Source organism: Terrabacter aeriphilus, from assembly GCF_039542985.1.
In the GTDB taxonomy this organism is placed as follows: Bacteria; Actinomycetota; Actinomycetes; order Actinomycetales; family Dermatophilaceae; genus Terrabacter; species Terrabacter aeriphilus.
This window is the reverse complement of sequence record NZ_BAABIW010000020.1, coordinates 181,006-205,710: the sequence shown is the minus strand read 5'-3', so window position 1 is coordinate 205,710 and position 24,705 is coordinate 181,006. Positions and strand designations below refer to the sequence as shown.

At 72.8% G+C, this 24,705-nt stretch carries 20 protein-coding genes; 5 read left to right on the top strand and 15 right to left on the bottom strand.

Annotated elements, in window-relative coordinates; genetic code table 11:
• Position 1: 1 nt before the first annotated feature.
• The 8 genes from murD to mraZ all read right to left on the bottom strand — a co-directional run bounded on the left by murD (position 2) and on the right by mraZ (position 10,119).
• Positions 2–1,492 (bottom strand): UDP-N-acetylmuramoyl-L-alanine--D-glutamate ligase, encoded by a 1,491-nt coding sequence (gene murD / locus ABD979_RS16350; RefSeq protein WP_345508564.1) that lies wholly within the window; start codon positions 1,490–1,492, stop codon positions 2–4.
• The gene (gene mraY, locus ABD979_RS16345; protein WP_345508563.1) at positions 1,489–2,574 is read right to left on the bottom strand and encodes a phospho-N-acetylmuramoyl-pentapeptide-transferase; all 1,086 of its coding nucleotides are present in this window, start codon (positions 2,572–2,574) and stop codon (positions 1,489–1,491) included. Before mraY ends, murD begins: the two co-directional genes overlap by 4 nt.
• Positions 2,571–3,983 (bottom strand): UDP-N-acetylmuramoyl-tripeptide--D-alanyl-D-alanine ligase, encoded by a 1,413-nt coding sequence (locus tag ABD979_RS16340; protein ID WP_345508562.1) that lies wholly within the window; start codon positions 3,981–3,983, stop codon positions 2,571–2,573. The genes mraY and ABD979_RS16340 overlap by 4 nt, the downstream gene beginning before the upstream one ends.
• The gene (locus ABD979_RS16335; protein WP_345508561.1) at positions 3,980–5,569 is read right to left on the bottom strand and encodes a UDP-N-acetylmuramoyl-L-alanyl-D-glutamate--2,6-diaminopimelate ligase; all 1,590 of its coding nucleotides are present in this window, start codon (positions 5,567–5,569) and stop codon (positions 3,980–3,982) included. Before ABD979_RS16335 ends, ABD979_RS16340 begins: the two co-directional genes overlap by 4 nt.
• A gap of 47 nt (positions 5,570–5,616) precedes the next feature.
• Positions 5,617–7,914 (bottom strand): peptidoglycan D,D-transpeptidase FtsI family protein, encoded by a 2,298-nt coding sequence (locus ABD979_RS16330; RefSeq protein WP_345508560.1) that lies wholly within the window; start codon positions 7,912–7,914, stop codon positions 5,617–5,619.
• 4 nt (positions 7,915–7,918) lie between these two features.
• Positions 7,919–8,506: a cell division protein FtsL gene (gene ftsL / locus ABD979_RS16325; protein ID WP_345508559.1), complete on the bottom strand. Its 588-nt coding sequence runs from the start codon at positions 8,504–8,506 to the stop codon at positions 7,919–7,921.
• Positions 8,503–9,510: a 16S rRNA (cytosine(1402)-N(4))-methyltransferase RsmH gene (gene rsmH, locus ABD979_RS16320; protein WP_345508558.1), complete on the bottom strand. Its 1,008-nt coding sequence runs from the start codon at positions 9,508–9,510 to the stop codon at positions 8,503–8,505. Before rsmH ends, ftsL begins: the two co-directional genes overlap by 4 nt.
• A gap of 177 nt (positions 9,511–9,687) precedes the next feature.
• Entirely contained in the window at positions 9,688–10,119 is a 432-nt protein-coding gene (gene mraZ, locus ABD979_RS16315; RefSeq protein ID WP_345508557.1) for a division/cell wall cluster transcriptional repressor MraZ, read from the bottom strand.
• A 451-nt stretch (positions 10,120–10,570) separates the two neighbouring features.
• Here mraZ and ABD979_RS16310 point away from each other — a divergent pair, with 451 nt between their 5' ends.
• From ABD979_RS16310 to ABD979_RS16300, 3 genes are read left to right on the top strand one after another with little or no spacing between them, the layout of a single operon-like run.
• Entirely contained in the window at positions 10,571–11,569 is a 999-nt protein-coding gene (locus tag ABD979_RS16310; RefSeq protein ID WP_345508556.1) for an AAA family ATPase, read from the top strand.
• 12 nt (positions 11,570–11,581) lie between these two features.
• Entirely contained in the window at positions 11,582–12,826 is a 1,245-nt protein-coding gene (locus tag ABD979_RS16305; protein ID WP_345508555.1) for a DUF58 domain-containing protein, read from the top strand.
• Complete coding sequence (locus tag ABD979_RS16300; protein WP_345508554.1) at positions 12,823–15,132, top strand: transglutaminase TgpA family protein; 2,310 nt, start codon at positions 12,823–12,825, stop codon at positions 15,130–15,132. Before ABD979_RS16305 ends, ABD979_RS16300 begins: the two co-directional genes overlap by 4 nt.
• 7 nt (positions 15,133–15,139) lie before the next feature.
• Here the strand turns inward: ABD979_RS16300 and ABD979_RS16295 are convergent, their stop codons facing one another.
• From ABD979_RS16295 to ABD979_RS16280, 4 genes are read right to left on the bottom strand one after another with little or no spacing between them, the layout of a single operon-like run.
• Positions 15,140–16,480, bottom strand: a complete 1,341-nt coding sequence (locus ABD979_RS16295) for an NAD-dependent succinate-semialdehyde dehydrogenase (RefSeq protein ID WP_345508553.1) — start codon at positions 16,478–16,480, stop codon at positions 15,140–15,142.
• A gap of 16 nt (positions 16,481–16,496) precedes the next feature.
• On the bottom strand, positions 16,497–16,892 hold the full coding sequence (locus ABD979_RS16290) for a YybH family protein (protein WP_345508552.1): 396 nt from the start codon (positions 16,890–16,892) through the stop codon (positions 16,497–16,499).
• On the bottom strand, positions 16,889–17,890 hold the full coding sequence (gene speB / locus ABD979_RS16285) for an agmatinase (protein ID WP_345508551.1): 1,002 nt from the start codon (positions 17,888–17,890) through the stop codon (positions 16,889–16,891). The genes ABD979_RS16290 and speB overlap by 4 nt, the downstream gene beginning before the upstream one ends.
• A 20-nt stretch (positions 17,891–17,910) precedes the next feature.
• Positions 17,911–19,482: a purine-cytosine permease family protein gene (locus ABD979_RS16280; RefSeq protein ID WP_345508550.1), complete on the bottom strand. Its 1,572-nt coding sequence runs from the start codon at positions 19,480–19,482 to the stop codon at positions 17,911–17,913.
• Between the two features lie 89 nt (positions 19,483–19,571).
• Here ABD979_RS16280 and ABD979_RS16275 point away from each other — a divergent pair, with 89 nt between their 5' ends.
• Positions 19,572–20,255: a cyclase family protein gene (locus tag ABD979_RS16275; protein ID WP_345508549.1), complete on the top strand. Its 684-nt coding sequence runs from the start codon at positions 19,572–19,574 to the stop codon at positions 20,253–20,255.
• Between the two features lie 44 nt (positions 20,256–20,299).
• Entirely contained in the window at positions 20,300–20,887 is a 588-nt protein-coding gene (locus tag ABD979_RS16270) for a helix-turn-helix domain-containing protein (RefSeq protein WP_345508548.1), read from the top strand.
• Positions 20,888–20,992: 105 nt separating this feature from the next.
• On the opposite strand, the gene ABD979_RS16265 is transcribed toward ABD979_RS16270, so the two are convergent.
• The 3 genes from ABD979_RS16265 to metX all read right to left on the bottom strand — a co-directional run bounded on the left by ABD979_RS16265 (position 20,993) and on the right by metX (position 24,694).
• Positions 20,993–22,612 (bottom strand): RNA polymerase sigma factor, encoded by a 1,620-nt coding sequence (locus ABD979_RS16265; protein WP_425583995.1) that lies wholly within the window; start codon positions 22,610–22,612, stop codon positions 20,993–20,995.
• Positions 22,613–22,973: 361 nt separating this feature from the next.
• Complete coding sequence (locus ABD979_RS16260) at positions 22,974–23,372, bottom strand: universal stress protein (protein ID WP_345508546.1); 399 nt, start codon at positions 23,370–23,372, stop codon at positions 22,974–22,976.
• Between the two features lie 98 nt (positions 23,373–23,470).
• Positions 23,471–24,694, bottom strand: coding sequence for a homoserine O-acetyltransferase MetX (gene metX, locus ABD979_RS16255; protein ID WP_345508545.1), 1,224 nt, complete (start codon positions 24,692–24,694; stop codon positions 23,471–23,473).
• Between the last annotated feature and the right edge of the window lie 11 nt (positions 24,695–24,705).

Here is a 24,705-nt window from a genome sequence, read left to right as displayed (position 1 = left end):
CTCACTCCAACCCTCCGTGTGCCTCCTGGTGCCGCCGGACCGCCTCCTCGAAGGCGTCGCCCCGGGCCCCGTAGCCCTCGAACATGTCCATCGACGCGGCGGCCGGCGCGAGGAGCACGACGTCGCCCGGCTGGGCGAGGCCTGCCGCCTCCCGGACGACGCGGTCCATGACCCCAGTGTCGGTCTCGGAGAGGTCGACGACCGGGACATCCGGGGCGTGTCGGGAAAGGGCCTGCGCGATCTGGTCGCGGTCGGCGCCGAGGAGCACGACGCCCCGCAGGCGCGAGGCCATCTCCTCGACGAGGCCGTCGACGTCGGCGCCCTTGAGCAGGCCGCCCGCGATCCACACGACCGAGTCGAACGAGCGGATGGCGGCCGCGGCCGCGTGCGGGTTCGTCGCCTTGGAGTCGTTGACGAACCGGACGCCGCGCACCGTCGCGATCTCGGCCACCCGGTGCCGGTCGGGGCGGAAGGCGCGCAGCCCGTCGCGGACGGCGATCGGGCCGACGCCGTAGGCGCGCGCCAGGGCGGCGGCGGCGAGGGCGTTGGCGACGTAGTGCGGGGCCACCGAGGGCGCGTCGCCCCGCAGGTCGGCGATGGTGCACAGCTCGGCCGCCGACCGCTGGCGCTGCTCGATGAAGGCGCGGTCGCAGAGCACGTCCTCGACGACCCCGAGCATCGAGGGAGCCGGGATGCCGGTCGTGAAGCCGACCGCGCGGCACCCCTCGACGACGTCGGCCTCCATGACGAGCTGCTCGGTCTGGAGGTCGCCGACGTTGTAGACGCACGCGAGGTGGGTGTTCTCGTAGATCTTGCCCTTGGCGCGCAGGTACTCCGCGTAGCTGCCGTGCCAGTCGATGTGGTCGGGCGCGACGTTGAGCACCGCCGACGCCACGGCCGAGATCGAGCGCTGCCAGTGCAGCTGGAAGCTCGAGAGCTCGACGGCGAGCACGTCGTAGGGCTCGGGGTGCAGCACGGCCTCGAGCAGCGGGGTGCCGATGTTGCCGGCGGCGGTGGCCCGCAGGCCGGCGTGCTGCAGGATCGAGGCGAGCATCTGCACCGTCGTCGTCTTGCCGTTCGTGCCGGTGACCGTGAGCCACGGCGCCGCACCCTCACGGGCGCGCATGCGCCACGCGAGCTCGACCTCGCCCCAGACCGGGATGCCGGCCGTGGCCGCCGCGAGCATGAGCGGGTCGTGCGGCGGCACGCCGGGCGAGGTCACGACGAGCTGGGTGCCGGCGGGCGGCTCGACGAGGTGCTCGGGCCCGAGCCGCACGTCGACGCCGAGGATGTCGAGGATCGTGGCCCGCTCGGTGATGGCCGGGGTGGCGTCACGCGACACGGCGACGACGCGGGCGCCGCGCTCGGAGAGCGCGTCGGCGGCGGCGAAGCCGGAGACGCCGAGGCCGACGACGAGCACCGACAGGCCCGACCAGTCGGCGTCGCGGTGGGTCAGCCCCTCGCGGGGCTCGTAGGCGGGGTCCCAGGTCATTGCGAGCCCACCACCCACTCGGCGTAGAAGACGCCGAGCCCGAAGGCGACGAAGAGCCCGGCGATGATCCAGAAGCGGACCACGACCGTCACCTCGTTCCACCCCACCATCTCGAAGTGGTGGTGGAGCGGTGCCATCCTCAGCACCCGTTTACCGGTGGTCTTGAACGAGGCGACCTGCGCGACGACCGACAGCGTCTCGAGGACGAACATGCCACCGAGGATGACGAGCAGCAGCTCGGTGTGGGTCGTGATCGCGAGGCCGGCGAGGGCGCCGCCGAGGGCGAGCGAGCCGGTGTCGCCCATGAAGATCTTGGCGGGCGTCGCGTTCCACCAGAGGAAGCCGAAGCACGCCCCCATGCCGGCGGCCGCGACGAGCGCGAGGTCGTGCGAGTCGCGCACCTCGTAGCACTTGATGCCCGGGTTGGTCTGGCAGTTCTGGTTGTACGTCCAGATGCTGATGAGCACGTAGGCGCCGAAGACCATCGTCGAGACACCGGTCGCCAAACCGTCGAGGCCGTCGGTGAGGTTCACCCCGTTGGAGGCGCCGGCGATCATGACGTTGGCGAAGATGACGAAGAGGATGACGCCTACGACGGTGCTGCCGCCGAGCGCCAGGCTGATGTTGGTGTCGCGCACGAACGAGACGAGCAGCGAGGCCGGCGTGCGGTACTGCTCGTTCGGGAACTGCAGCGCGAGCCCGGCGAAGATGATGCCGACGAGCGCCTGGCCGAGCAGCTTCTGCTTCGAGCGCAGCCCGAGGCTGCGCTGCTTGCTGATCTTGATGAAGTCGTCGAGGAAGCCGACGAAGCCGAGGCCGGCCGCCAGGAACAGCACGAGCAGCCCGCTCGCGGTCGGTGGGTTGAGCGTGAAGAGGTGGGCGAAGAAGTAGGCCCCGAGCATCGCCGCGATGATGACCGCGCCACCCATCGTCGGCGTCCCGCGCTTCGTGTGGTGCGAGGTGGGGCCGTCGTCGCGGATGAACTGGCCGTAGCCGCGCTTGACGAGGAACTTGATGAACAGCGGCGTGCCGAAGAGCGAGATGAGCAGCGAGATCGAGGCCGCGAGCAGGACGCCCTTCATCGCGCCACCACCGCTCCGTCGGCACCGACCGGATCGGGCGCGCCCGACGCACCGGCGAGCCGGTCGCCGAGCCAGCGCAGCCCGCTGTCGCGGCTCGACTTGAGCAGCACGACGTCACCGGGGTGCAGGCGTGCCGAGAGCAGCTCGTGCGCCGCGTCGGTGTCGGGCACCCACTCGGCGCCCGCGGCGGCCTCGGCGAGCGGGCGGGCGCCGTCGCCGACGGCCACGACGTGGTCGAAGCCCAGGCGGACGGCATACGCCCCCACGCCCGCGTGCTCCGCGTCGCTGTCGGCCCCGAGCTCGAGCATGCCGCCGAGGACGGCCCACCGCTCCCCCGCGACCTCCATCGCGGCCACCGCGTCGAGCGCGGCCCGCATCGAGTCGGGGTTGGCGTTGTACGCGTCGTTGACGACGACCACGCCGTCGGGGCGGTCGGTGATCTCCATGCGCCAGCGGCTCACGGCCTCGGCGGCCTCGAGCCCGGCGACGACCTGGTCGAGCGATAGCCCGAGCTCCAGCGCGGCCGCCGCGACGGCGAGCGAGTTGCCGACGTGGTGGGCCCCGCTCTGCCGCAGGGAGATCCGCGCCGTGCCCTGAGGGCAGACGAGGGTGTATGCCGGCCGGCCGCGAGCGTCGAGGCGCACGTCCTCGGCGCGCACGTCCGCCTCCGGCGCGAGGCCCACGAGCTGCACGCGTGAGACGAGGCCGTCGGCCATCGCGGCGACGACGGGGTCGTCGGCGTTGAGGATCGACAGGCCCCCGGCCGGCACGGCCCGCGGCAGCTCCGACTTGGCGAGGGCGATGTTCTCGCGCGAGCCGAACTCGCCGACGTGCGCGGTGCCGACGTTGAGCACGATCGCGACCTGGGGCGGGGCGATGTGCGTCAGGTAGTCGATGTGGCCGATCCCGCGGGCCCCCATCTCCGCGACGAGGAAGCGCGTCGTGGGCGTGACCCGGCAGACGGTGAGCGGCACGCCGATCTCGCCGTTGAGGGAGTTGACCGGGGCGACCGTCTCGGCCACGGAGGAGAGCACCGAGGCGAGGAGGTCCTTGACGCTCGTCTTGCCCGACGAGCCCGTGATGCCGACGACGCGCAGCTCGGGCGCCTCGTCGACGACGCCCCGGGCGACCCGGCCGAAGGCGGTCTGCACGTCGTCGACGACGACGCACGGCAGGTCGTCGACGACCCGCGACGTGAGCGCGGCCACCGCACCGGCGGCCGCCGCGGCGGCGGCGAAGTCGTGGCCGTCGGCGCTCTCGCCGACGCGGGCGACGTAGAGGCTGCCCGGCCCGCACTCGCGCGAGTCGGTGCTGACGACGCCGTCGACGACCACCGCCTCGGGCGCGTCGGCGCCGTGCACCTCCCCACCGGTCAGCTCGGCCACCCGGGCCAGCGTCAGGGCGATCACGGTGCCACCCCGGCCCCGGTGACGGCTGCGAGGGCGGCGCGCACGGCGTCGCGGTCGTCGAACGGATGCTTCACTCCGTGGATCTCCTGACCCTTCTCGTGTCCCTTGCCGAGCACCACGACGGTGTCGACCGGGCTCCCAGCGCCCGCGCCGAGCACGGCGAGGGCGATGGCTTCGGCGATGGCGCTCGGTCGGGCGCCCCCGTCGATGATCTCGGTGGCGGCGGCCGACCCGGCCGCGACGGCCTCCCGGGCCCCCGCGACGACGGCCGCGCGGATGGCGGCCGGCTCCTCGGAGCGCGGGTTGTCGTCCGTCACGACGACGACGTCGGCCCGCCGCGCGGCGGCCGCACCCATGCCGGGCCGCTTGCCGCGGTCGCGGTCGCCGCCCGCGCCGAGCACGGCGATGAGCCGGCCCGCCGTCGAGGGGCGCAGCGCCGCGAGGGCCGCGTCGACGGCGTCCGGGGTGTGCGCGAAGTCGACGACGCAGCGCGGTCCGTCGGGGCCGCCCGGGGCCACCACCTCCATGCGGCCCGGCACGGCCGGCGGCACGGCCATGGCGGCCTCCACCTCGTGCGGGCCGAGTCCGAGGCGCAGCAGGGCGAGGGCCGCGAGGGCCGTGTTGGCGACGTTGAAGTGACCGGGCAGGTGCGAGACGAGCGCCAGGGCGGCGCCGGTGGCGGGCTCGCGCAGCGTGAAGGCGCCGGCCTCGGAGTGCCCGGCGTGCCCGGAGGGCCCCGCGGCCTCGACGACCCAGTCGGCGGCCGGTGCCGCGGTGCCTCCCGCGGGGCCCGTGGCCAGCGTCGTCGTCGGCACGGTGGCCTCGGCGGCGAGACGCCGGCCCCAGTCGTCGTCGACGCACACGACCGCCGCGCGCGAGCGCTCCGGGGTGAAGAGCGAGGCCTTGGCCGCGAAGTAGTCGTCCATCGAGTCGTGGAAGTCGAGGTGGTCCTGGCTGAGGTTGGTGAAGAGCGCGACGTCGTAGACCACGCCGTCGACGCGGTGCAGCTCGAGCGCGTGGCTCGAGACCTCCATGACGCAGGCGTCGACGCCGCGCTCGCGCATCACGGCGAGCAGGGCGTGCAGGTCGGTCGCCTCGGGCGTCGTGCGCTCGGACTCGACGGTGTCGTCGCCGATGCGCGTCTCGACCGTGCCGATGAGGCCGGTGCGCCGGCCGTGGGCGCGCAGGGCCGACTCGACGAGGTAGGCGGTCGTCGTCTTGCCGTTCGTGCCGGTGATCCCGACCGTGGTCAGGTGCTCCGAGGGGTGCCCGTAGACCTCCGCCGCGACGGTCCCGAGCACGGCGCGGGGGTCGTCCACGACGACGACGGGCACCTCGAAGGGCTCGGACGTCTCGGCGCCGGCCAGCAGGGCCCGCCCGTCGGCATCCGTCAGGACGGCCGCGGCCCCGGCGGCCACCGCCTGGTCGGCGAAGCGGGCGCCATGGGCGTTGAAGCCGGGCAGGGCCGCATACAGGTCGCCGGGGAGCACGGCGCGGCTGTCGAGCGTCACGCCGGTGACGACGACGTCGGGGCCGTCGACGGGCGTCCCGGCCCCGATCCGGGTCGTCAGGTCGCGAAGGAGCACGCCCGACGGAGCGGGACGAATGGGGGAAGGTGACACGTCATCCCAACTTACAGGCCATCCCGCTTCGCCCGCGCATTGCTGATCACCGCGGGGTCGTCGGACGACAGGGGCTTCTCGGCCCAGACGTGGTAGTCCAGGGTCGACTTCGTGCTGGGCGGCGCACCCGTGCGCTCGAGCAGGTAGGTCATGACCTGGTTGAACACGGGGCCGGCGAGCGCGCCACCGAACATGCCGGCGCTCGGCTTCTGGATGAAGACGGCGACGACGTACTTCGGCGCCTCGGCCGGCGCGAAGCCGATAAACGAGGCGGTGAAGCCGTTGTAGCGGCCGAGCTTCTCGTCGTAACGGTCGGCGGTGCCGGTCTTGCCGGCCACGCGGTAGCCGTTGATGCGGGCGGCGCTGGCCGTGCCGTTCTCGCCCGTCACCTCCTCGAGCATCCGCGAGAGCTTGACGGCCGTGTCGGTCTTGATGACGCGGCTCGGCGTCGTCGGGGCGGTCGGGATGAGCGTGCCGCTCTCGTTGACGGTGCCCTCGATGAGCGAGGGCGGCACCCGCACGCCCTTGTTGGCGACCGTCTGGAAGACGCCGGCCTGCTGGATGGCGGTGACGGCATACCCCTGGCCGAAGAGGATCGTGTAGCGGCGCGTCGACACCCAGTCCTTGGCGCCCGCGAGCAGGCCTGCGGACTCACCGGGGAAGCCGACGGGCGTCTTCGTGCCGATGCCGAACTTGCGGTAGTACGCCTCCATGATCGCCGGCGACACGCGCTCGCCGATGAGCATGGTGCCCATGTTCGAGGACTTGGCGAGCACACCGGTCGCCGTCATGTTCTCGACGCCGTGCGGCTCGTTGTCCTTGAACGACGTGCCGGCCCGCGGCAGCCGCGACGGCACGATGACCCCCGTGTCGGGCGTGATGACGCCCTGCTCGAGCGCGGCCGCCATCGTCATGAGCTTGCCCGTCGACCCGGGCTCGAAGGCGTCGTTGAAGGCGTAGTTGCCGAGGGCGGAGGACTTCGCGTCGGCGAGGTCGTTGGGGTCGAAGGTCGGGTAGCTCGCGGCCGCGCGCACCTTGCCGGTGGCGACCTCGAGGACGACGGCGGTGCCCGACTCGGCGCCGACGGCGGTGACCTGCTTGGCGAGGGCGTTCTGGGCGTACCACTGCAGGTCGGCGTCGATGGTCAGCTTGACGTCGCGGCCGTTGACGACGGGCTTGTCCTCGCGCTGGGAGCCCGGGATGACGTAGCCGTCACGGGCGCGCTGCGCGACGCTGACGCCGGGCGTGCCGGCGAGCGTCTTGTCGAGCATCTGCTCGATGCCGCCCGCGCCGGTCTGGTCGTCGGGGCGCACGAAGCCGACGAGCTGGCCGAGGGCCATCGAGGTCGGGTAGATCCGCCGCGCGGTGCGCTCCCCCGTGATGCCGGGCACGCCGAGGGCCCGGATCTCGCGGTAGACGGCCGGGTTGACCTCCTTCTTGATCACGACGTAGCGCGTGCCGGAGCGCGTGAAGAGCTTGGTGAGGGCCGAGCTGCTCATGCCGAGCAGCGGCGCGAGGTCGGCGGCCGCCCGCGTCACGCCCACCTTGCGGCGCACGCCGTCGACCTTGGCCGTGTACTCCGGGATGATCTTCGGGTCGGCGGCGATGGTGAAGCGCTCCACCGAGTCGGCGAGCACCTGCCCGTTCATGTCGAGGATCTGGCCGCGCATGGCCGGCGTCTGCGTGCGCACCGTGCGCTTGCTGAGGGCGGCCTCCTGCGTGGCGGAGGCGTCGAACGCCTGGATGCGCAGCAGCTGGCCGGCGAAGATCGTGAAGACGAAGAGGATCGCGACGAAGATGACCCGCGCGCGGCGGCGCGGGTTGGCGCGCGAGAGGCGCAGCGGCCGGCCCGGGCCCTGCGGGCCGCGGGGCCCGAACGGACCACGGGGGTCGCCGGGGCCGGTGGCCCGGGCGAGGCGTGACGGGCGCGCCGACGAGCGCACGGACGGGCGCGCGGCCGTGCGCGCGGCCGTGCCGCGAGCCGGGGCCGGTCCGCGACCTCCGGTGCGGGGCGTGCCCGTGCGGGGCGTGCCGGTGCGGGGCGCGCCAAACGAACGGGGCGCGCCGGAAGGACGGGCCGCCGTGCCGCCGGCCCTGGGCGTGCCGGCCGCCGTGCCGCCGGCCCTGGGCGTGCCGGCCTTGGGCGTGCCGGCCCTGGGGGCGCCCGCCCGGGGCGCACCGGCCTTCGGCGTGCCCGGTGTGGGGACGCCGCCGGCCGCGGGAGCGCCGCCGGGCGTGCGGCGGGGGCTTCTCGTGGGCGCAGCGCCGCGACCGGACCGCCCTGGATCGGCGCCTCGGTTCTGCGTCACGAAATCACCTCGTCGTCTGCTGGGACGTGCCGTCGCCCGTCGTGCCCAGTGTGGGTGCTGCGGCGTCCCCCGCCGTGGCACCCGGCGCCTTCGGCGTGGCGGCCTGCCCGGCGGCCTTCGTGGCCGAGGAGAGCACCTTCTTCGCCTCGTCCGCGACCGCCGGCGGCACCGGGCTCGTGACGATCGGGAACGCGTTGTCCTTCGTGGCCGGCTCGGGGTCACCGGTGACGGTGCCCTTCGACAGGTCGATGTAGCCGCGCGCGTTCATCCGCACCATGCCGAGGTCGGTGGCGCTGCGGGCGAGCGCGCCGGTCGCAGAGGCACGGTCGATCTGCTCCTGCAGGTTGCCGGCGGTGTCGCTGAGGCGCACCGACTCGCGCTGGAGGTCACCCACCGCGAGCGAGCCCTGGGCGAGCGCCGTGTTGAGCAGGAGGAGGGCGATGAGGCCGGCCGTCAGCAGCGCGATGCACGTCGCGGCGAACACGCCGTTGCCGCTCTGCGCGATGCTCGTCGGGATGGCCCGCAGCGGCGTCGGCGCCGTGACCCGGCGAGGGGCGCGCAGCGGCCGTGCCGTGGCAGTCATCTGGCTCATCGGGTGGGTCCCTTCGTGGTCCTGCTGGCGGGGTGTGGGGTCGTGTCGCGCACGCGTTCGGCGACGCGGAGCCGGGCCGAGGCCGCCCGTGGGTTGGTGGTCACCTCGTCGTCGGGGGGCACCTCGGCCCCGCGCGTGACGAGGCGCAGGTATGCCGCGTGCTCGGGCAGCTCGACGGGCAGCCCGGGCGGGGTGCTCGAGGTCGCGCCCTCGGCGAACGCGCGCTTGGCGGCGCGGTCCTCCAGCGAGTGGTAGGAGAGCACGGCGAGGCGGCCACCCACGGCGATGACGTCGATCGCCTCGGTGATGGCCCGCTGCCACACGGCGAGCTCGTCGTTGACCTCGATGCGCAGCGCCTGGAAGGTGCGCTTGGCCGGGTGGCCGCCCGAGCGCTGCGAGGCCATCGGGATCACCCGGCGCAGCAGCTCGACGAAGCGGGCGGAGTCGGTGAACGGCTCCACCTCCCGCTCGCGCACGACGGCCGCCGCGATCTTGCGGGCGAACCGCTCCTCGCCGTACTCCCGCAGGATGCGCGTGAGGTCGGCGGCGGCATACGTGTTGAGCACGTCGGCCGCGGTCTGCCCGGTGGACTGGTCCATCCGCATGTCGAGGGGCGCGTCGACGCGGTAGGCGAAGCCGCGGTCGGCCTCGTCGAGCTGCAGCGAGCTGACCCCGAGGTCGAAGAGGATGCCGTCGACGGCGGTGCGGCCCTGCTCCGCCACGACGTCACGGATCTCGTCGTAGACCGCGTGCACGGGGCGGAACCGGTCACCGAACCGTGCGAGCCGCTCGCCGGCGAGCGCGAGGGCCTCCCGGTCGCGGTCGATGCCGACGACCGTGCACTCCGGGAAGCGGTCGAGCACGCCCTCGGCGTGCCCGCCCATGCCGAGCGTCGCGTCGACGTGCACCGCACCGGGCTTCTCCAGCGCCGGCGTCAGCAGCTCGAGGATCCGGTCGCGCATGACGGGGACGTGTCTCCCCTGCGCCGGTCCCCGGTCGGTCATGGTGCGTCCTTCGCGCTCGTGCTGCTGCTGGTGGTCGTGCTGCTGGGTGCTGCTGGTGCTCGGTGGTTCGGGTCGTGCTGCTGGTCCACCTGGGGGCTGGTCCCCATCCGCCACGTCCCCCGGCACGGGGGAAGTCGTTCCGGGAGCGGAGCGGCTGGAGGCCGGCGCCCAGGTGGGTCAGAAGAGGCCGGGGATGACCTCCTCGGCCGTGTCGGCGAAGCTCTGCTCGGTCTGCTCGAGGTAGGCGTTCCAGACCGCGCTGTCCCAGACCTCGAGGCGCGAGCCGGCACCGATGACGGTCACCTCGCGGTCGAGGCCGGCGTACTGGCGCAGGTTCGCCGGGATGGTGAAGCGGCCCTGCTTGTCGGGGATCTCGTCGGAGGCGCCGGAGAGGAAGACACGCATGTAGTCGCGCGCCGCCCGGCTCGTCGTCGGTGCCTGGCGCATCGACTCGGCGACCTTGACGAACTCGTCCATCGGGTAGATGAACAGGCTGCGCTCCTGGCCGCGCGTGACGACGAGGCCGCCCGCCATGCGCTCGCGGTACTTGGCGGGCAGGAAGAGGCGGCCCTTCTCGTCGAGCCGAGGCGTGTGCGTGCCGAGAAACATGGCTCGCCACCTCCCCTTTGTCGACCCGTGGGTGCAGCCATTCCCTACCTTGTTGCACCACCGTACTCCACTTTCCTCCACGGTCAACGATGTTTCGCCCGTTTTGTCGGAACTTTTTCATCGTTTTCGCAGGTCAGGACGGGTGGAGCAGGGTGGGGCGCCTGACGCACCCTGGCCCGGGGACGAGGCACCCGGCATCCGTCGGCGGGGAGGGCCCACGCACGCAGCCGACGGTTCGTGCACCGCAGGGCGAACCGATCGGGCTCCCCGGACGTTGCGGCGGGGGAAAGTGGTGCGATCCGATCAGCAGCCACGTCGAGGTCTCCATCCGGTCACGACCGTGAGGGGCCTACCGGCATGGCGGTTCTTGGGAGAAGATCACCTGACGGGTCGCGCGACCCGCCCACCTGAGGGCTGCGCGACGACATGGGGACGACCAGCGGAGGACAGTGTGACGACGACGGACACCGGGCTCGAGCCCACGACGGCACCGGGCACGGACGACCTCGACCTCATCCACGGCGTGGCCGACCGCCTCGTCGGGGCGATGACGAGCGTCATCGAGGGCAAGCCCGACGTCGTGCGCACGACCGTGACCGTCCTGTTCGCCGGTGGGCACCTGCTCATCGAGGACGTCCCCGGCGTCGGCAAGACGATGCTCGCCAAGACGCTCGCGCGCTCGATCGACGCCACCGTGCGCCGCATCCAGTTCACTCCCGACCTGCTGCCGAGCGACGTGACGGGGGTCAGCATCTTCAACCAGGACGCGCGTCGCTTCGAGTTCCGCCCCGGCGCGATCTTCGCCAACGTCGTCGTCGGCGACGAGATCAACCGCGCCTCGCCCAAGACCCAGTCGGCCCTGCTCGAGTCGATGGAGGAGCACCAGGTCACCGTCGACGGCACGACCTACCCGCTCCAGGCGCCGTTCATCGTCATGGCCACGCAGAACCCCATCGAGATGGAGGGCACCTACCCGCTGCCCGAGGCCCAGCGCGACCGCTTCATGGCGCGCATCTCGATGGGCTACCCCTCCCCCGCGGCCGAGCTCGACCTGCTCGCGACGCACGGCGGCGTCTCACCGCTCGAGGGCCTCGGCGCCGTCACGGACGCCGACACCATCAACCGCGTCGTGCAGGCCGTCACCCGGGTGCACACGAGCCCGGCCGTGCGGCAGTACATCGTCGACCTCGTCACGCGCACCCGCTCGACGAGCGCGCTGCGGCTCGGCGCCTCGCCCCGTGCCGCCCTGCACCTGCTGCGGGCCTCGCGCGCACACGCCGCCCTCGAGGGCCGCGACCACGTGATCCCCGACGACGTGCAGACCCTCGCGGGGCCGGTGCTCGCGCACCGCCTCATGCCCTCGAGCGAGACCCAGCTCGCCCGCCGCACCACCGCCGACGTCGTCACCGACCTGCTCCGCCAGGTGCCGGTGCCGTCCGCCGCCCGCTGAGGCGCGGCCGTCGTGCGCGCGCTGCGCAGCGTCCTCACCACCCGGGGCCGGGCCTTCGTCGGCTCCGGCACCACCCTCGTGCTCGCCGGGATCATCTTCGGCTTCCCCGACCTCACGCGGGTCGGCGTGCTGCTCGTGGCGCTCCCGGTCATCAGTGCCGTGCTGGTGCGCACGCGCCGGACGCGGATGCGGATCGAGCGGCACACCCACCCCGAACGGATCAGCGTGGGCCAGGACGCGTTCGTGACACTCTCCTTCGAGAACGTCTCGACGTCGACCACCCCGATCTTCCTCGCCGAGGAGCGGCTCGACTACGTGCTCGGCGACCGGCCGCGCTTCGTCGTCGGGCGCATCCCCCCGGGGCGCGTGCGCGCGATCGACTATGCCGTGCGCTCCCACCTGCGCGGACGCCACCACCTCGGGCCGCTCGGCGTGCAGGTGCAGGACCCGTTCGGCCTCGCGAACCGCAACGCGGTGCTCGAGGGCACCGCCGACCTCGTCGTGCTCCCGGCCGTGCACCCGCTCTCGTCGAACCGCCAGCCCAGCGCGGGCGTAGGCTCCGAGGGCGAGCAGGCCCACCTCATCGCCCTGCACGGCGAGGACGACGTGACGATCCGCGAGTACCGCGACGGCGACGACCTCCGGCGCATCCACTGGCCCGCCACCGCCCGCACCGGCGACCTCATGGTGCGCCAGGAGGACCGACCCGCGCAGCGGCGCGCCGTCGTGCTGCTCGACCCGCGCCCGTCGGCGCACGGCGGTTCCGGCGCCGGCAGCTCCTTCGAGTGGGCCGTCACGGCCGCGGCCTCGATCGCCGTGCACCTCAGCTCCTCCGGGTATGCCGTCCACCTCGTCTGCGCCGAGACGGTCGAGACCTCGCGGGCGGCCGAGACGATGACCCCCGACGAGATCCTCGACGTGCTCGCCGTCGCCGCCACCCGCGACGACACCGGCGAGGACGAGATCCTCCGCGCCGGGCAGACCCTCGCCGCCGCCGGCGGCTTCCTCGTCACGATCGTCGGGCCGCACCACCGCGACGTCACCTCGCGCGTGGCCAGCCTGCGCCAGCCCGGCACGACCGGCCTCGCGCTCGTGCTCGACGCCCGCAGCTTCGGCACGAGCGACGCCGAGGAGGTCGAGCCGCACGTCGACGCCCTGCGCCTCTCCGGCTGGCGGGCCGTCGCGGTGCACCGCGACGACGAGGTCGCCCGGGCCTGGGCCGTCCTGACCGCCGCGACCGTGGGAGGCAGCCGATGACCCGGCGCCGTTGGCGGATCACCCTGCTCGCCGCCCTCGCCACGCTGGCCGCGGTCTTCCCCATCACGAGCCTCTTCTCCGACGCGTCGTGGCTCGGCGAGGCCGTGCTCGTCATCGCCCTCGTGGCCGGGCTCGGGCTCGTGGCGCGCGGACTCACCCGCTCGCGCCTGCTCGTCGTGCTCGTCCAGGTGCTCGTCACGGCATACGTCGTGCTGGTGCGCTTCACCGGCGACTCGTTCGTGCTCCTCGTGCCCACGCCGTCGACGCTCGAAGCGGCGAACTCCCTCGGGCTGCAGGCCCTCGACACGGTGCAGCGCTACTCGGCGCCGGCGCCGCTCAACGAGGGCATCGCCTTCTGCCTCACGGTCGCGGTCGGGCTGGTCGCGATCTGCGTCGACGCGACCGCCGCGACGTGGCGCAGCCCGGCGGCGGCCGGCCTGCCCCTGCTGACCGCCTACCTCATCACGGCGGCGAACGGCTACGCCGCGCTCGAGCTGCGCTACTTCCTCGTGCCCGTCGCGTTCTGGCTCGTCATGCTCCACACGACGGCCCGGGCCCAGTTCGGCCGCTGGGGCACCGCCAGCGCGTCCGAGGACAGCGAGATCGACGAGGCGGCGCACGACCGCGACGCGCTGCGCTCGTTCACCGCCGGGGCGCTCAAGCTCGGCGCGGTCGGCGTCGTCGTCGCGGTGCTCGTGCCGACGGTGATCCCGCACTTCCCGCCGCGCTACCTCACCGAGGGACTCGGCCGCACGACCGGCGGCGGCGGGGAGGGCACGGTGGGCTTCAACGACACCCTCGACCTCTCCCGGAGCCTCAACGATCAGGACCAGACGCCGGTGCTCAGCTACACGACGACGGCGTTCACCCGCTCGCCGCTCCGGGTGCTCGCCACGTCCTACTACTCCCGCGGGCAGTGGCTCGTCGCCGGTTCGGGGAGTGGGTCCGGCGACCCGGCCCCGCTGCCACCGCCCGAGCGCCGGCGCGAGTACGAGATCACCGTGTCGGACAACACGCTCGCCGCCCCTCGCATCGCAGCGCCCTACCCCGTCGTCAAGGTGGCGATGGAGGGCACGCCGTGGTCGATCGACCCGGTCACCCGCGACGTGCGCGTCGGTCGGGCCGTGAGCGACTACCGCATCACGTACGCCGACGTGGCGCCCTCGCCCCCGGAGCTGCGCGAGTCGGGCGCGCCCGACTCCCCCGACATCACCGACGACGACCTCTCCATCCCCGACCGCTCGCGCGAGCTGATCGACAGCTGGTCCGAGGAGGTGACCCGGGGCGAGGACAACCCGCTCGACAAGGCCATCGCGATCCAGGACCACCTGCGCGGCAGCGACTACACGTACTCCCTCGACCTCGGCGAGCCGCTCCGCGACTCCGAGGGCCGCCTGCTCGAGCCGATCCAGAACTTCTACCAGACCCGCCGCGGCTACTGCGTCCAGTTCGCGACCGCGATGATCATGCTGGCGCGTGCGCAGGGCATCCCGGCGAGGATGGCCATCGGCTTCCTCCCGGGCGACCTCGACGGCGAGCGCTACGTCGTGCGGGCGAGCGACGCGCACGCGTGGCCCGAGCTCTACTTCCAGGGCTACGGCTGGCTGCGCTTCGAGCCGACGCCCGGCGTGCGCGCCGGCACCCCGCCGCCGTATGCCGTGCTCGGCTCCGACGCGGGGGCGACCGGTGGTGGCCGCTCGGTCGACGACTCCGAGACGGGTGGCACGGCGTCGGCGAGCGCGTCGACCTCGGCGACCCCCACGGCCGTCGCCGTGCCGCAGCAGCCGACGCTCCTCGACTCCGTGGGGTCGGTCTTCACGGTGCGCCACGTCGTCACGGCTCTCACCGTGCTCGTGCTCCTGCTCGCGATCTTCGTCATGCCGATCACCGCGTGGCTGCTGCGGGTGCGGCGACGGCGGGCGGCCGTGAGCCAGCGCGACCTCATCGAGGCCGAGTGGGTCGACCTCACCTCGCACCTGGGCGACCTCGGACTGCAGGCCCCCGAGGGGGTCACGCTGCGCCAGCTGCGCGACCGCTACGTCGGCGACGGCCACCTCGACGAGGAGAACGCCTCGGCCATGCGCCGGGTGACGGCGACCCTCGAGAAGGCCCGCTACGACCGGCCGGAGCGGACCTCGCCGCAGGAGGCGATCCGCCTCCACCACGACATCCGCTCGATCCGGCGCCAGGTCGGGCGCACCCGGGACTGGCAGACCCGGGTGCGCTCGTTCCTCTGGCCCGCGGCCGGCGTCAGCTTCTGGCGCGGGCTGCCGGGCCGGCTCCCCCGGCCCGGCCGCCGCCGCTGAGGCAGGCTCAGCGCACCGTCCGCACGAGCTTGCGGTTGACGAACTCCTCGATGCCGAAGCGGCCGAGCTCGCGACCGAAGCCGGAGCGCTTGACCCCGCCGAACGGCAGCTCGACGCCCTCGGCGCCGACGCCGTTGACGAAGACCATGCCGGCCTCGATCTGGTCCGCGACCCGGCGCGCCTGGTCGGGGTCGGTGGTGAAGACGTACGAGCCGAGACCGTAGGGGGTGTCGTTGGCGATGCGCACGGCCTCGGCCTCGTCGGCGGCCTCGAAGACCATCGCGACCGGGCCGAAGAGCTCCTCGCGGTAGGTCTCCTGCTCCGGACGCACGCCGGTGAGGACGCCGGGCGGGTACCACGCGCCCTTCCGCTCCCCGCTCGTCGCGAGCGAGGCCCCGTCGGCGACGGCCTGGGCCACCTGGCCCTCGAGCCGCTCGGCCGCGGCGACGGACGACAGCGGCGCCGGGGGCGTCTGGAGGATCTTCTCGGTGAAGCGCGCGACGAAGTCGTCGTGCAGCCGGTGGTCGACGATGAAGCGCTTGCCGGCGTTGCAGGCCTGACCGGTGTTGTCGAGGCGGGCGGCGACGGCGGCGTCGACCGTGGCGTCGAGGTCGTCGGTGCTGAGGACGATGAACGGGTCCGAGCCGCCGAGCTCGAGCACGACCTTCTTGAGGTGCCGCCCGGCGATCTCGGCGACGGCCGCACCGGCCCGCTCCGACCCGGTGAGCGAGACGCCCTGGACGCGCGGGTCGGCGATGACGTCCGCCACCTGCTCGTTCGTCGCGTAGACGTTGACGTAGGCCCCGGCGGGGAAGCCGGCGTCGAGGAAGATCTGCTCCTGGGCCGCGGCCGACTCCGGGCACTGCGGGGCGTGCTTGAGCACGATCGTGTTGCCCGCAGCCAGGTTGGGACCGGCGAAGCGGGCCACCTGGTAGAAGGGGAAGTTCCACGGCATGATGCCGAGGAGGACGCCGACCGGTCGCCGCTGGATGACGGCGGTGCCCTCGCCCTCGAGGACCTCCACCGGCTCGTCGGCGAGGAAGCGCTCGGCGTTCTCGGCGTAGTAGCCGTAGATGGCGGCGCTGAAGTCCACCTCGCCCAGCGCGTCCTCGAGCGGCTTGCCCATCTCCCGCACGATGATGTCGGCGAGCGCCTCGCGCCGCTCGGTGTGCAGCTGCGCGACGCGACCCAGCAGGGCGGCGCGCTCGGCGGTGCTCGCGCCCCGGGACCAGTCGCGATAGGTCGCGTGGGCCCGGGCGACGGCGTCGTCGACCTGCTCGTCGGTGAAGGTGGGGTACTCCTTGACCCGCTCTCCGGTGGCGGGGTTGACGACTGCGTACTCGCTCATCTGGGCTCCTCTGCTGTCAGGGGGTGTTCGGGGCGGGAGAGAGGTGCTCGTGCACGGCGACCCAGCGGCCGTCGGGCAGGCGCCGGAAGACGATCGTCTCGCGCTCGTCGAGCGTCTCCTCGGCCCCTCCCGCGCGGACGACGGTCTCGACCCGGTGGGTGAAGACCGCCGTGTCGTCGCCGAGACCCTGCACGTGCTGGTCGGACGAACGACACGAGAGGACGTGGAAACCCTCGCTCTCCCAGGACGTCCACAGGTCACGGTACGCCAGCCGCGAACGCAGGGGCGTGCCGTGGGTGTGGAAGAGGAACGTCGCCTCCGGGGCGAAGGCGTCGAAGTACGCGTCCGTGTCGTGCCGCCCGAAGGCGGCCACGAGCGCTCGCGCCGCCTCGAGCACGTCCGCCACGCTCACGGGCGGACCTCCGGCGCCGGGGTGGTGCGGGGGCTCATCGCCGACAGCATCTCGTAGGCGACGTGCGAGGCCGCGATGCCGGTCACCTCGGCGTGGTCGTAGACCGGTGCGACCTCGACGAGGTCGGCCCCCACGAGGTCGAGCTCGGCGAACCCGCGCAGCACCGCGAGCAGCTCCCGGCTCGTCAGACCGCCCGCCTCCGGCGTGCCGGTGCCCGGCGCGAACGCGGGGTCGAGCACGTCGATGTCGACCGAGAGGTAGACCGGCCGCTCGCCGACGCGGTCCCTGATCCGCTCGACGACGCCCCGCACCCCGAGGTCGTCCATCTCGACGCTCGGCACGACCTGGAAGCCGAGCTCGCGGTCGTCGACGAGGTCCTGGCGCGAGTAGAGCGGGCCCCTCGTGCCGACGTGCAGGCAGCCGCTGCGGTCGACGAGCCCCTCCTCCGAGGCCCGCCGGAACGGGGTGCCGTGGGTGTACGCCGCGCCGAAGTAGGTGTCCCACGTGTCGAGGTGCGCGTCGAAGTGGACGACGGCCACCGGCCCGTGCTTGGCGGCGACCGCCCGCAGCAGCGGCAGGGCGATGGTGTGGTCACCCCCGATGGTGACGAGCCGACCGGCACGCTCGAGCAGCTCCCGCGCGCCGGCCTCGACCTGGGCGATCGCGTCCTCGATGTCGAACGAGTTCACGGGGATGTCGCCGGCGTCGACGACCTGCTGGCTCGCGAACGGCTCGACGTCGGCTGCGGGGTTGTAGGGCCGGAGCAGGCGCGAGGACTCACGCACGTGGGCAGGGCCGAACCGGGCTCCGGGGCGGTAGGAGACGCCCGAGTCGAACGGCACCCCGACGACCGCGACGTCGACGTCGGAGACCTCGTCGATGCGGGGCAGCCGCGCGAAGGTCGCGGGGCCGGCGAACCGTGGGACGACGGTCGCGTCGACCTGCCCCACGCGTCCGCCGGTGGTGATCCGGGGCAGGTCGGATGCAGGGGTGCGCACGCGCGGTGCTCCTTCGTCGCTCATGACCGCACCGCGGTGGTGCGCTTCTCGGCACGGTGCCCCGACGCCCGGTGGTCGTCCTCGACCGGCGGCATCGGGACGTCCGAGCTGGGCACGCCGCGCGGCCCCTCGGGCCCGAACACGTAGCGCGGCTCGGGGAAGACGTGGAGGAGCACGACGTAGGCGACGGCCGCCACGCCGATGGCGACGACGAGGCTGAGGTCGATCCCGCCGGCGACGTCGCGGAACGGCCCCTGGATGAGCGGCGGGTAGTTCGCGAAGAGCAGGCCGAGGACCGCCGCGGGAATCCAGGCCGCCATGCCCCGCCAGTTCACGCCGGCGTCGAACCAGTAGGCACCACCGAGCCGGCCCTGGTTGAACACCTGCAGGTCGGTCTCGCTGTAGTAGCCGCGTCGAACGACGTAGCCGATCGTCATGATGACCATCCAGGGCGTCGTGCAGATGACGATGGCCCCGATGAAGGCGTTGACGCTCGCGATGAGGTCGAACGCCAGGCGCCCGACGAGGATGAAGACGAAGGCGAGCGCGCCGATGACGAGCGAGGCCTGCACGCGCGACAGGCGCGGGAAGACCGACGAGAAGTCGAGACCGGTGCCGTAGAGCGAGGTGATGCCCGTCGAGAGGCCACCGAGGAAGGCCACGACGATGAGCAGCGCGGCGTACCAGGCGGGCGAGAGGTTGATGAGCGCCACGACGTAGTCCGCGTCGCCCGCCACGAGCGTGGCCGTCACGACGCCGAAGAGGAACGGCACGAGCGTCATGAGCTGGGCCGCGAACGTGGCACCGAGGAGGCGGCCCGGTGACGTGCGCCTGGGGATGTAGCGGGACCAGTCGCCGAGGAACGCACCGAACGAGATCGGGTTGCCCATGACGATGAGCGCGGAGAGCACGAACGTCGGCCAGAAGGAGCCGAGGGCGTACGCCTGGGGCCCGGGGTCGTAGCCGAGGTCCACCTGGCCGGTGTAGGCCAGCGCCCCGAGCAGGATGAGCGCGGTGTTGCCGAAGACGACGACCTTGTTGACGAGCAGCATGAAGGCGTAGCCGTAGACGACGACGATGATGACGATGCCGCCGAGGACCGCGTAGACGACGCCCCGCAGCAGGTCGGAGTCCCCGATCCCGGTGAGGCGCACGAGCGCGCCGACGACGGCGTCACCGCTGACCCACACGGAGATGGAGTAGAACGCGATCGCGGTCAGCAGCGAGAGGAACGACCCGACGACGCGTCCGCGGACGCCGAAGTGGGCACCGGAGCTCACGGCGTTGTTCGTCCCCGTGAGCGGGCCGAACAGGCCCATCGGCATGAGGAACAGCGACCCGACGACGACGCCGACGACGGTCGCCGCGACGGCCTGCCAGAGCGAGAGCCCGAGCAGCACCGGGAAGGTGCCGAGGATGATCGTGGCGAAGGTGTTGGCGCCGCCGAACTGGATCCGGAAAAGGTCGAGCGGGCGTGAGTGGCGGTGCCCGGCCGGGATGGTGTCGATGCCGTGCTGCTCCACCTCGGTGGCGCGGGGGCGGATGGCGGGCGGTGTCTCGCCCGTCGCTGCGTCGTGGTGCAGGTCGCTCATGAGGTCTTCCTCTCCTGAGGCGCGTCGGTGCGCCGTGGACGGGCCCGAGGCTAGCGACGATGTTGCATGGGATGCAATAGTTGTTGCCCATGAGGATCACTCGCATCGTCGACCTGTCGGTTCCCGTCGGCCCCGGCACGGTGGTCTACCCCGGGGACCCCGAGCCCCGGCTCGACCCGCACTCGACCATCGAGCGCGACGGCTTCAACCTCCTCTCCGTGACGATGGGCTCGCAGACCGGCACCCACGTCGACGCGCCCTACCACTTCGACGAGGCCACGCCGCGCATCGACGAGCTGCCCCTCGAGCGCTTCTTCGGCCCGGCGGTGGTCGTCGACGCCACCGACCTCGGCCCGCGCGGGCGCATCACGTGGGAGCCGCACGTCGAACCCGTCGCGGCCCGCCTGCGGCCGGGGACGATCGTGCTGCTGCGCACCGGCTGGTCCGCCCACTACGGCACACCGGCCTACTTCGAGCACCCCTTCCTCGACGCCGACGCCGCGCGCCGCATCCTCGACACCGGCGTGCGCGCCCTCTGCATCGACGCCATCAACCTCGACGAGACCCCGGACGACGACCATCCCGGGGACGGCTTCCCCGTGCACCACCTCGTGGCGCGGGCCGGCGGCGTCATCGGTGAGAACTTCCGCAACCTCGGATCGGTCGACTGGCCCGACCCCGTGGTCTCGTGCTTCCCGATCGCGCTCGAGTCGGCCGACGGCGCCCCCGTGCGGGCAGTGGCGATGCAGCTCGAGCCGTCGGCGGAGAACTAGTCTGGGGCGCGATCCCCACCCGACCGAGGTCCGAGAGGAGCGCGATGCGACCGCTACCCGTCTCGCCCAGCACCGAGGGCGCACGGCTCGGCGCCCGCCTGCGCGCCGCCCGCAAGGCCCACGGCTACACCCTCGAGCAGCTCGCGACCGCGGCCGGCCTGACCAAGGGGTTCCTCAGCCGCGTGGAGCGGGACGAGACCTCGCTCAGCGTCGCCTCGCTCGTCACGCTGTGCGAGGTGATCAGCATCAACCCGGGCTCGCTCTTCAGCGCGCCCGACGTCGAGCTCGTCCGCGGCGACTCCGCACCGGCCATCAACCTCGGCGGCACCGGCGTGCGCGAGCGCCTGATGACCCCTCGGGGACAGCCTCGGGTACAGGTCATCCACACGAGCGCCGACCCCGGAGCCACCGGCGGACCCGAGCTCTACACGATCAACTGCGAGATCGAGATCGCCTACGTCCTCACGGGCACCATCGACGTCGTCTTCGCCGACCGGCGCGAGCGGCTCGCCGCCGGTGACGCCCTCACCCTGCGCGGGACCGAGCCGCACACCTGGGAGAACCCCAGCGCGTCGCAGGGCGCGCAGATCGTCTGGGTGCTGACACCGGCGCCGTGGAGCGGCAGCGCCTGAGACGCCTCGGGAAGGCCGGCCGGCGCTGCCCCGCAACGCGAGAACGCCGCAGGTCAGGCACCCGGTGGGCACCTGACCTGCGGCGACGCGTCTGCGGGCTCGACGTCAGTCGAGGTAGTCGCGCAGCACCTGGCTGCGGCTCGGGTGACGCAGCTTGCTCATCGTCTTGCTCTCGATCTGGCGGATGCGCTCGCGCGTCACCCCGTAGACCTTGCCGATCTCGTCGAGGGTCTTCGGCTGGCCGTCGGTCAGGCCGAAGCGCATCGAGACGACGCCAGCCTCACGCTCGGAGAGCGTGTCGAGCACCGAGTGCAGCTGCTCCTGCAGGAGCGTGAAGCTCACGGCGTCGGCCGGGACGACCGCCTCGGAGTCCTCGATGAGGTCGCCGAACTCGCTGTCGCCGTCCTCGCCGAGCGGGGTGTGCAGCGAGATCGGCTCACGGCCGTACTTCTGCACCTCGACGACCTTCTCGGGCGTCATGTCGAGCTCCTTGGCGAGCTCCTCCGGGGTGGGCTCGCGGCCCAGGTCCTGGAGCATCTGGCGCTGCACGCGGGCGAGCTTGTTGATGACCTCGACCATGTGCACCGGGATGCGGATGGTGCGCGCCTGGTCGGCCATGGCACGGGTGATCGCCTGGCGGATCCACCACGTCGCGTAGGTCGAGAACTTGTAGCCCTTGGTGTAGTCGAACTTCTCGACCGCACGGATCAGGCCGAGGTTGCCCTCCTGGATGAGGTCGAGGAAGAGCATGCCGCGACCCGTGTAGCGCTTGGCGAGCGAGACGACGAGACGCAGGTTGGCCTCGAGCAGGTGGTTCTTGGCCTTCTTGCCGTCCTGGGCGATCCACCACAGCTCGCGCTTCAGCTTCATCTCGATCTTGTCGCCCGAGTTGAGCTTCTCCTCGGCGAACAGGCCGGCCTCGATGCGCTTGGCGAGCTCGACCTCCTGCTCGGCGTTGAGGAGGGCGACCCTGCCGATCTGCTTGAGGTAGTCCTTGACCGGGTCGGCCGTCGCTCCGGCCGTCACGACCTGCTGGGCCGGGGCGTCGTCCTCGTCGTCGTCGCGGATGACGAAGCCGGACTCCTCCGTCTCCTCGGTCTTGGCCGCGGCGGCCGGGCGGGCCTCGCCCTCCTCCGCGTCATCGTCGACGTCCACCGGCTCGACGACGACCTCCTCGAGTTCGCCCTCGGGGGCGTCCTCGGGCTCGTCGCCGGTCTCGTCGGCGCCGTCGGCCCCGGCGGCGGCGATCTTGGCCGTCTTCTTCGCCGCCGTCTTGGCGGTGGCGGCCTTCTTGGCGGCCGGCTTCGCGGCAGCCTTGGCGACGCCGGCGTTCGTCGCCGCCTTCTTGACGGCGGCCCGCGCGGCGGGCTTCTCCGCGGCTGCCTCGTCGGCCGCGGCGGGGGCGGCCTTCTTCACGGTGGTCTTCGTGGCGGTCTTCGTGGCGGCGGTCGTCGTCCGCGACGCGGCCTTCGTCGCCGCGGCGGTCGTCTTGCGTGCGGTGGCCACACTGCCTCCCTTGGTCCCTGTGCGGGTCTTCTTCGTGCTCGAGTGCGGAGCGTCGACGACGATCTCGATGTCGTGCGCCTCGAGCGTCGTGAGGACCGGCTTCATCTGCTTGAGGTCGAGGTCGGCCTCGGCCTGGGCGCGCGCGATCTCCGTGCCGGTGATGCTGCCGTCGGTGCTGCCCTTCACGAGGAGCTGCATGATCGCCTCGTGCTGGAACACCTTAGGCAGGGTCTTGGGGGTTCCAGCGGTTGTTGCCTTGGGCACGGATGCAGTCGCCTTTCGTCGCGGGTCTCGTCGGACGGTCGCCCGAGTTCGGGCATGCGACATCACAACGAGCGAGAATGGGGGGTGGTGCCGGCAGCGTGGTCTGTTGGAGTCGATCCCTGAATCGAGCTCTCGGTGCGCCTGGTGCGATCCGGTACACAGACATTATAAAACGCCGCACGGCCTCCGAGCGAACGGACGCCGAAACGCGTGCGGCGCGCCGACACCTCGAACCCCTCGAAGAACCCGCGTCGGACCCCGTGCGAGAGGGGTGCGCGGCCGTGCCCGCCGGGCACGGCCCGGACCGGTCGCGGGGTCAGTCGCCCTTGACGGCCAGCACCGGGCAGCTCGCGTCGAGCAGGATGCGCTGCGCGTTCGAGCCGAGGATGAGCTTGCCGACGGGGCTGCGGCGGCGCAGGCCGATGACGATGAAGTCGGCCTTCTCCTCCTCGGCCACGCTGATGAGGTCCTCGGCGGGGTCGTTGCCGCGGACGAGCTGGCGCACCTCGTGCTCCAGGCCCTTCTCCTCCAGCAGCGTCTGCACGCGCGTCAGCTCGGTCTCGAACCGGTGGGCCTCGTTGGCGTCGAAGTCCTTGCCGCCCCGGTGGGAGCTGATCACGACGAGCTTGCTCCCGCGCAGGAGGCATTCCTCCGCTGCTCTCTTGAGCGCCGCACGACCTTCTTTGGTGGCGACATAACCAACGACAATGGCCACTTTCCCGGACCTCCTTGGGACGGAAACACCCAGCTGGTCGAACCGTACCCGAAAACCCGGGTGTGGGAGGGGCGCCCGGCGACGACCTCCGGGCGGCCTCAGCCGCGCGACAGCGCCTCGCGCAGGATGCGCCCGACCTGCTCCTCCTCGATGAGGAAGCCGTCGTGACCGAAGGCCGAGGTGATGTGCGCCCGGGTGGAGCGCGGCAGCGCGGCGTGCAGCTGGTCGGAGAGCCGCGGCGGGTAGAGCCGGTCGGTGTCGACGGAGACGACCGTGCAGTCGGCGACGACGCGCGCGAGCGCCGCCTCGAGGCCGCCGCGGTCGCGCCCGACGTCGTGGGAGTTCATCGCCTCGGTGAGCACGACGTAGGAGTTGGCGTCGAAGCGTCGCGAGAGCTTGCCCGCGTGGTGGTCGAGGTAGGACTCCACGGCGAAGCGACCGCGCTCCCCCGCCCGCAGGGGGTCCTCGCCGAGCTGCGGGCGACGGCCGAAGCGGTCGTCGAGCTCGAGCTCGGTGCGGTAGGTGACGTGCGCGATGCGTCGGGCCAGGCCGAGCCCCGTGACGGGGCGGCGGTCGGTGTCGTAGTAGTCGCCGCCCGCGAAGTCCGGGTCGCTCCGGATGGCGAGCAGCTGGGGCTGGCACCAGGCGATCTGGTCGGCCGTGGCGTAGGGCGTCGACGCGAGCACGACGCACCGGTCGACGTCGTCGGGGTGCGTCACCGCCCACTCCAGGGCGCGCATGCCGCCCATCGAGCCGCCGACCACCGCGGCCAGCCGGCTGATGCCGAGGCGGTCGAGCAGGGCGCGCTCGACCGCGACCTGGTCGCGCACGGTGACGTAGGGGAAGCGGCTGCCCCACGGCCGCTCGTCCGGCGCCTGGCTCGCGGGGCCCGTGCTGCCCTGGCACCCGCCGAGCACGTTCGCCGCGATGACGAACCACTCGTCGGGGTCGACCGGCTGACCCGCGCCGATGAGGGCGTTCCACCAGCCCGGCGAGGGGTGACCGTCGCCGGCCTCGCCGACGACGTGGCTGTCGCCGGTCAGCGCGTGCTCGACGAGGATGACGTTGTCGCCGGCCTCGTTGAGCCGCCCCCACGTCTCGTACGCGATGCGGACGTCGGGCAGCACGCCCCCGCGTTCGAGCTCGACCTCGCCGAGCTCGGCGAAGCGGCGTCGCCCGACGGGGTCGCCGGTGCGCCAGGCGCCGTCCTCGGACGCCCCGGGACCGTGGCCGACGACCGGGGCCACGGGTGCCTGCGGCCGGCCCGGGCGTGCGGCCGGCGTCGGGCGTCGCGTCGTGTGCTGCCGGTGGGTGACGGTCATCGGGGTTGCTC

Bases quoted from the DNA above. Each gene is read 5' to 3' on its own strand.
- murD (WP_345508564.1), bottom strand. From the start codon at position 1,492: ATGACCTGGGACCCCGCCTACGAGCCCCGCGAGGGGCTGACCCACCGC.
- mraY (WP_345508563.1), bottom strand. From the start codon at position 2,574: ATGAAGGGCGTCCTGCTCGCGGCCTCGATCTCGCTGCTCATCTCGCTC.
- ftsL (WP_345508559.1), bottom strand. From the start codon at position 8,506: ATGAGCCAGATGACTGCCACGGCACGGCCGCTGCGCGCCCCTCGCCGG.
- rsmH (WP_345508558.1), bottom strand. From the start codon at position 9,510: ATGACCGACCGGGGACCGGCGCAGGGGAGACACGTCCCCGTCATGCGC.
- mraZ (WP_345508557.1), bottom strand. From the start codon at position 10,119: ATGTTTCTCGGCACGCACACGCCTCGGCTCGACGAGAAGGGCCGCCTC.
- ABD979_RS16300 (WP_345508554.1), top strand. From the start codon at position 12,823: ATGACCCGGCGCCGTTGGCGGATCACCCTGCTCGCCGCCCTCGCCACG.
- ABD979_RS16295 (WP_345508553.1), bottom strand. From the start codon at position 16,480: ATGAGCGAGTACGCAGTCGTCAACCCCGCCACCGGAGAGCGGGTCAAG.
- ABD979_RS16280 (WP_345508550.1), bottom strand. From the start codon at position 19,482: ATGAGCGACCTGCACCACGACGCAGCGACGGGCGAGACACCGCCCGCC.
- ABD979_RS16275 (WP_345508549.1), top strand. From the start codon at position 19,572: ATGAGGATCACTCGCATCGTCGACCTGTCGGTTCCCGTCGGCCCCGGC.
- ABD979_RS16270 (WP_345508548.1), top strand. From the start codon at position 20,300: ATGCGACCGCTACCCGTCTCGCCCAGCACCGAGGGCGCACGGCTCGGC.
- metX (WP_345508545.1), bottom strand. From the start codon at position 24,694: ATGACCGTCACCCACCGGCAGCACACGACGCGACGCCCGACGCCGGCC.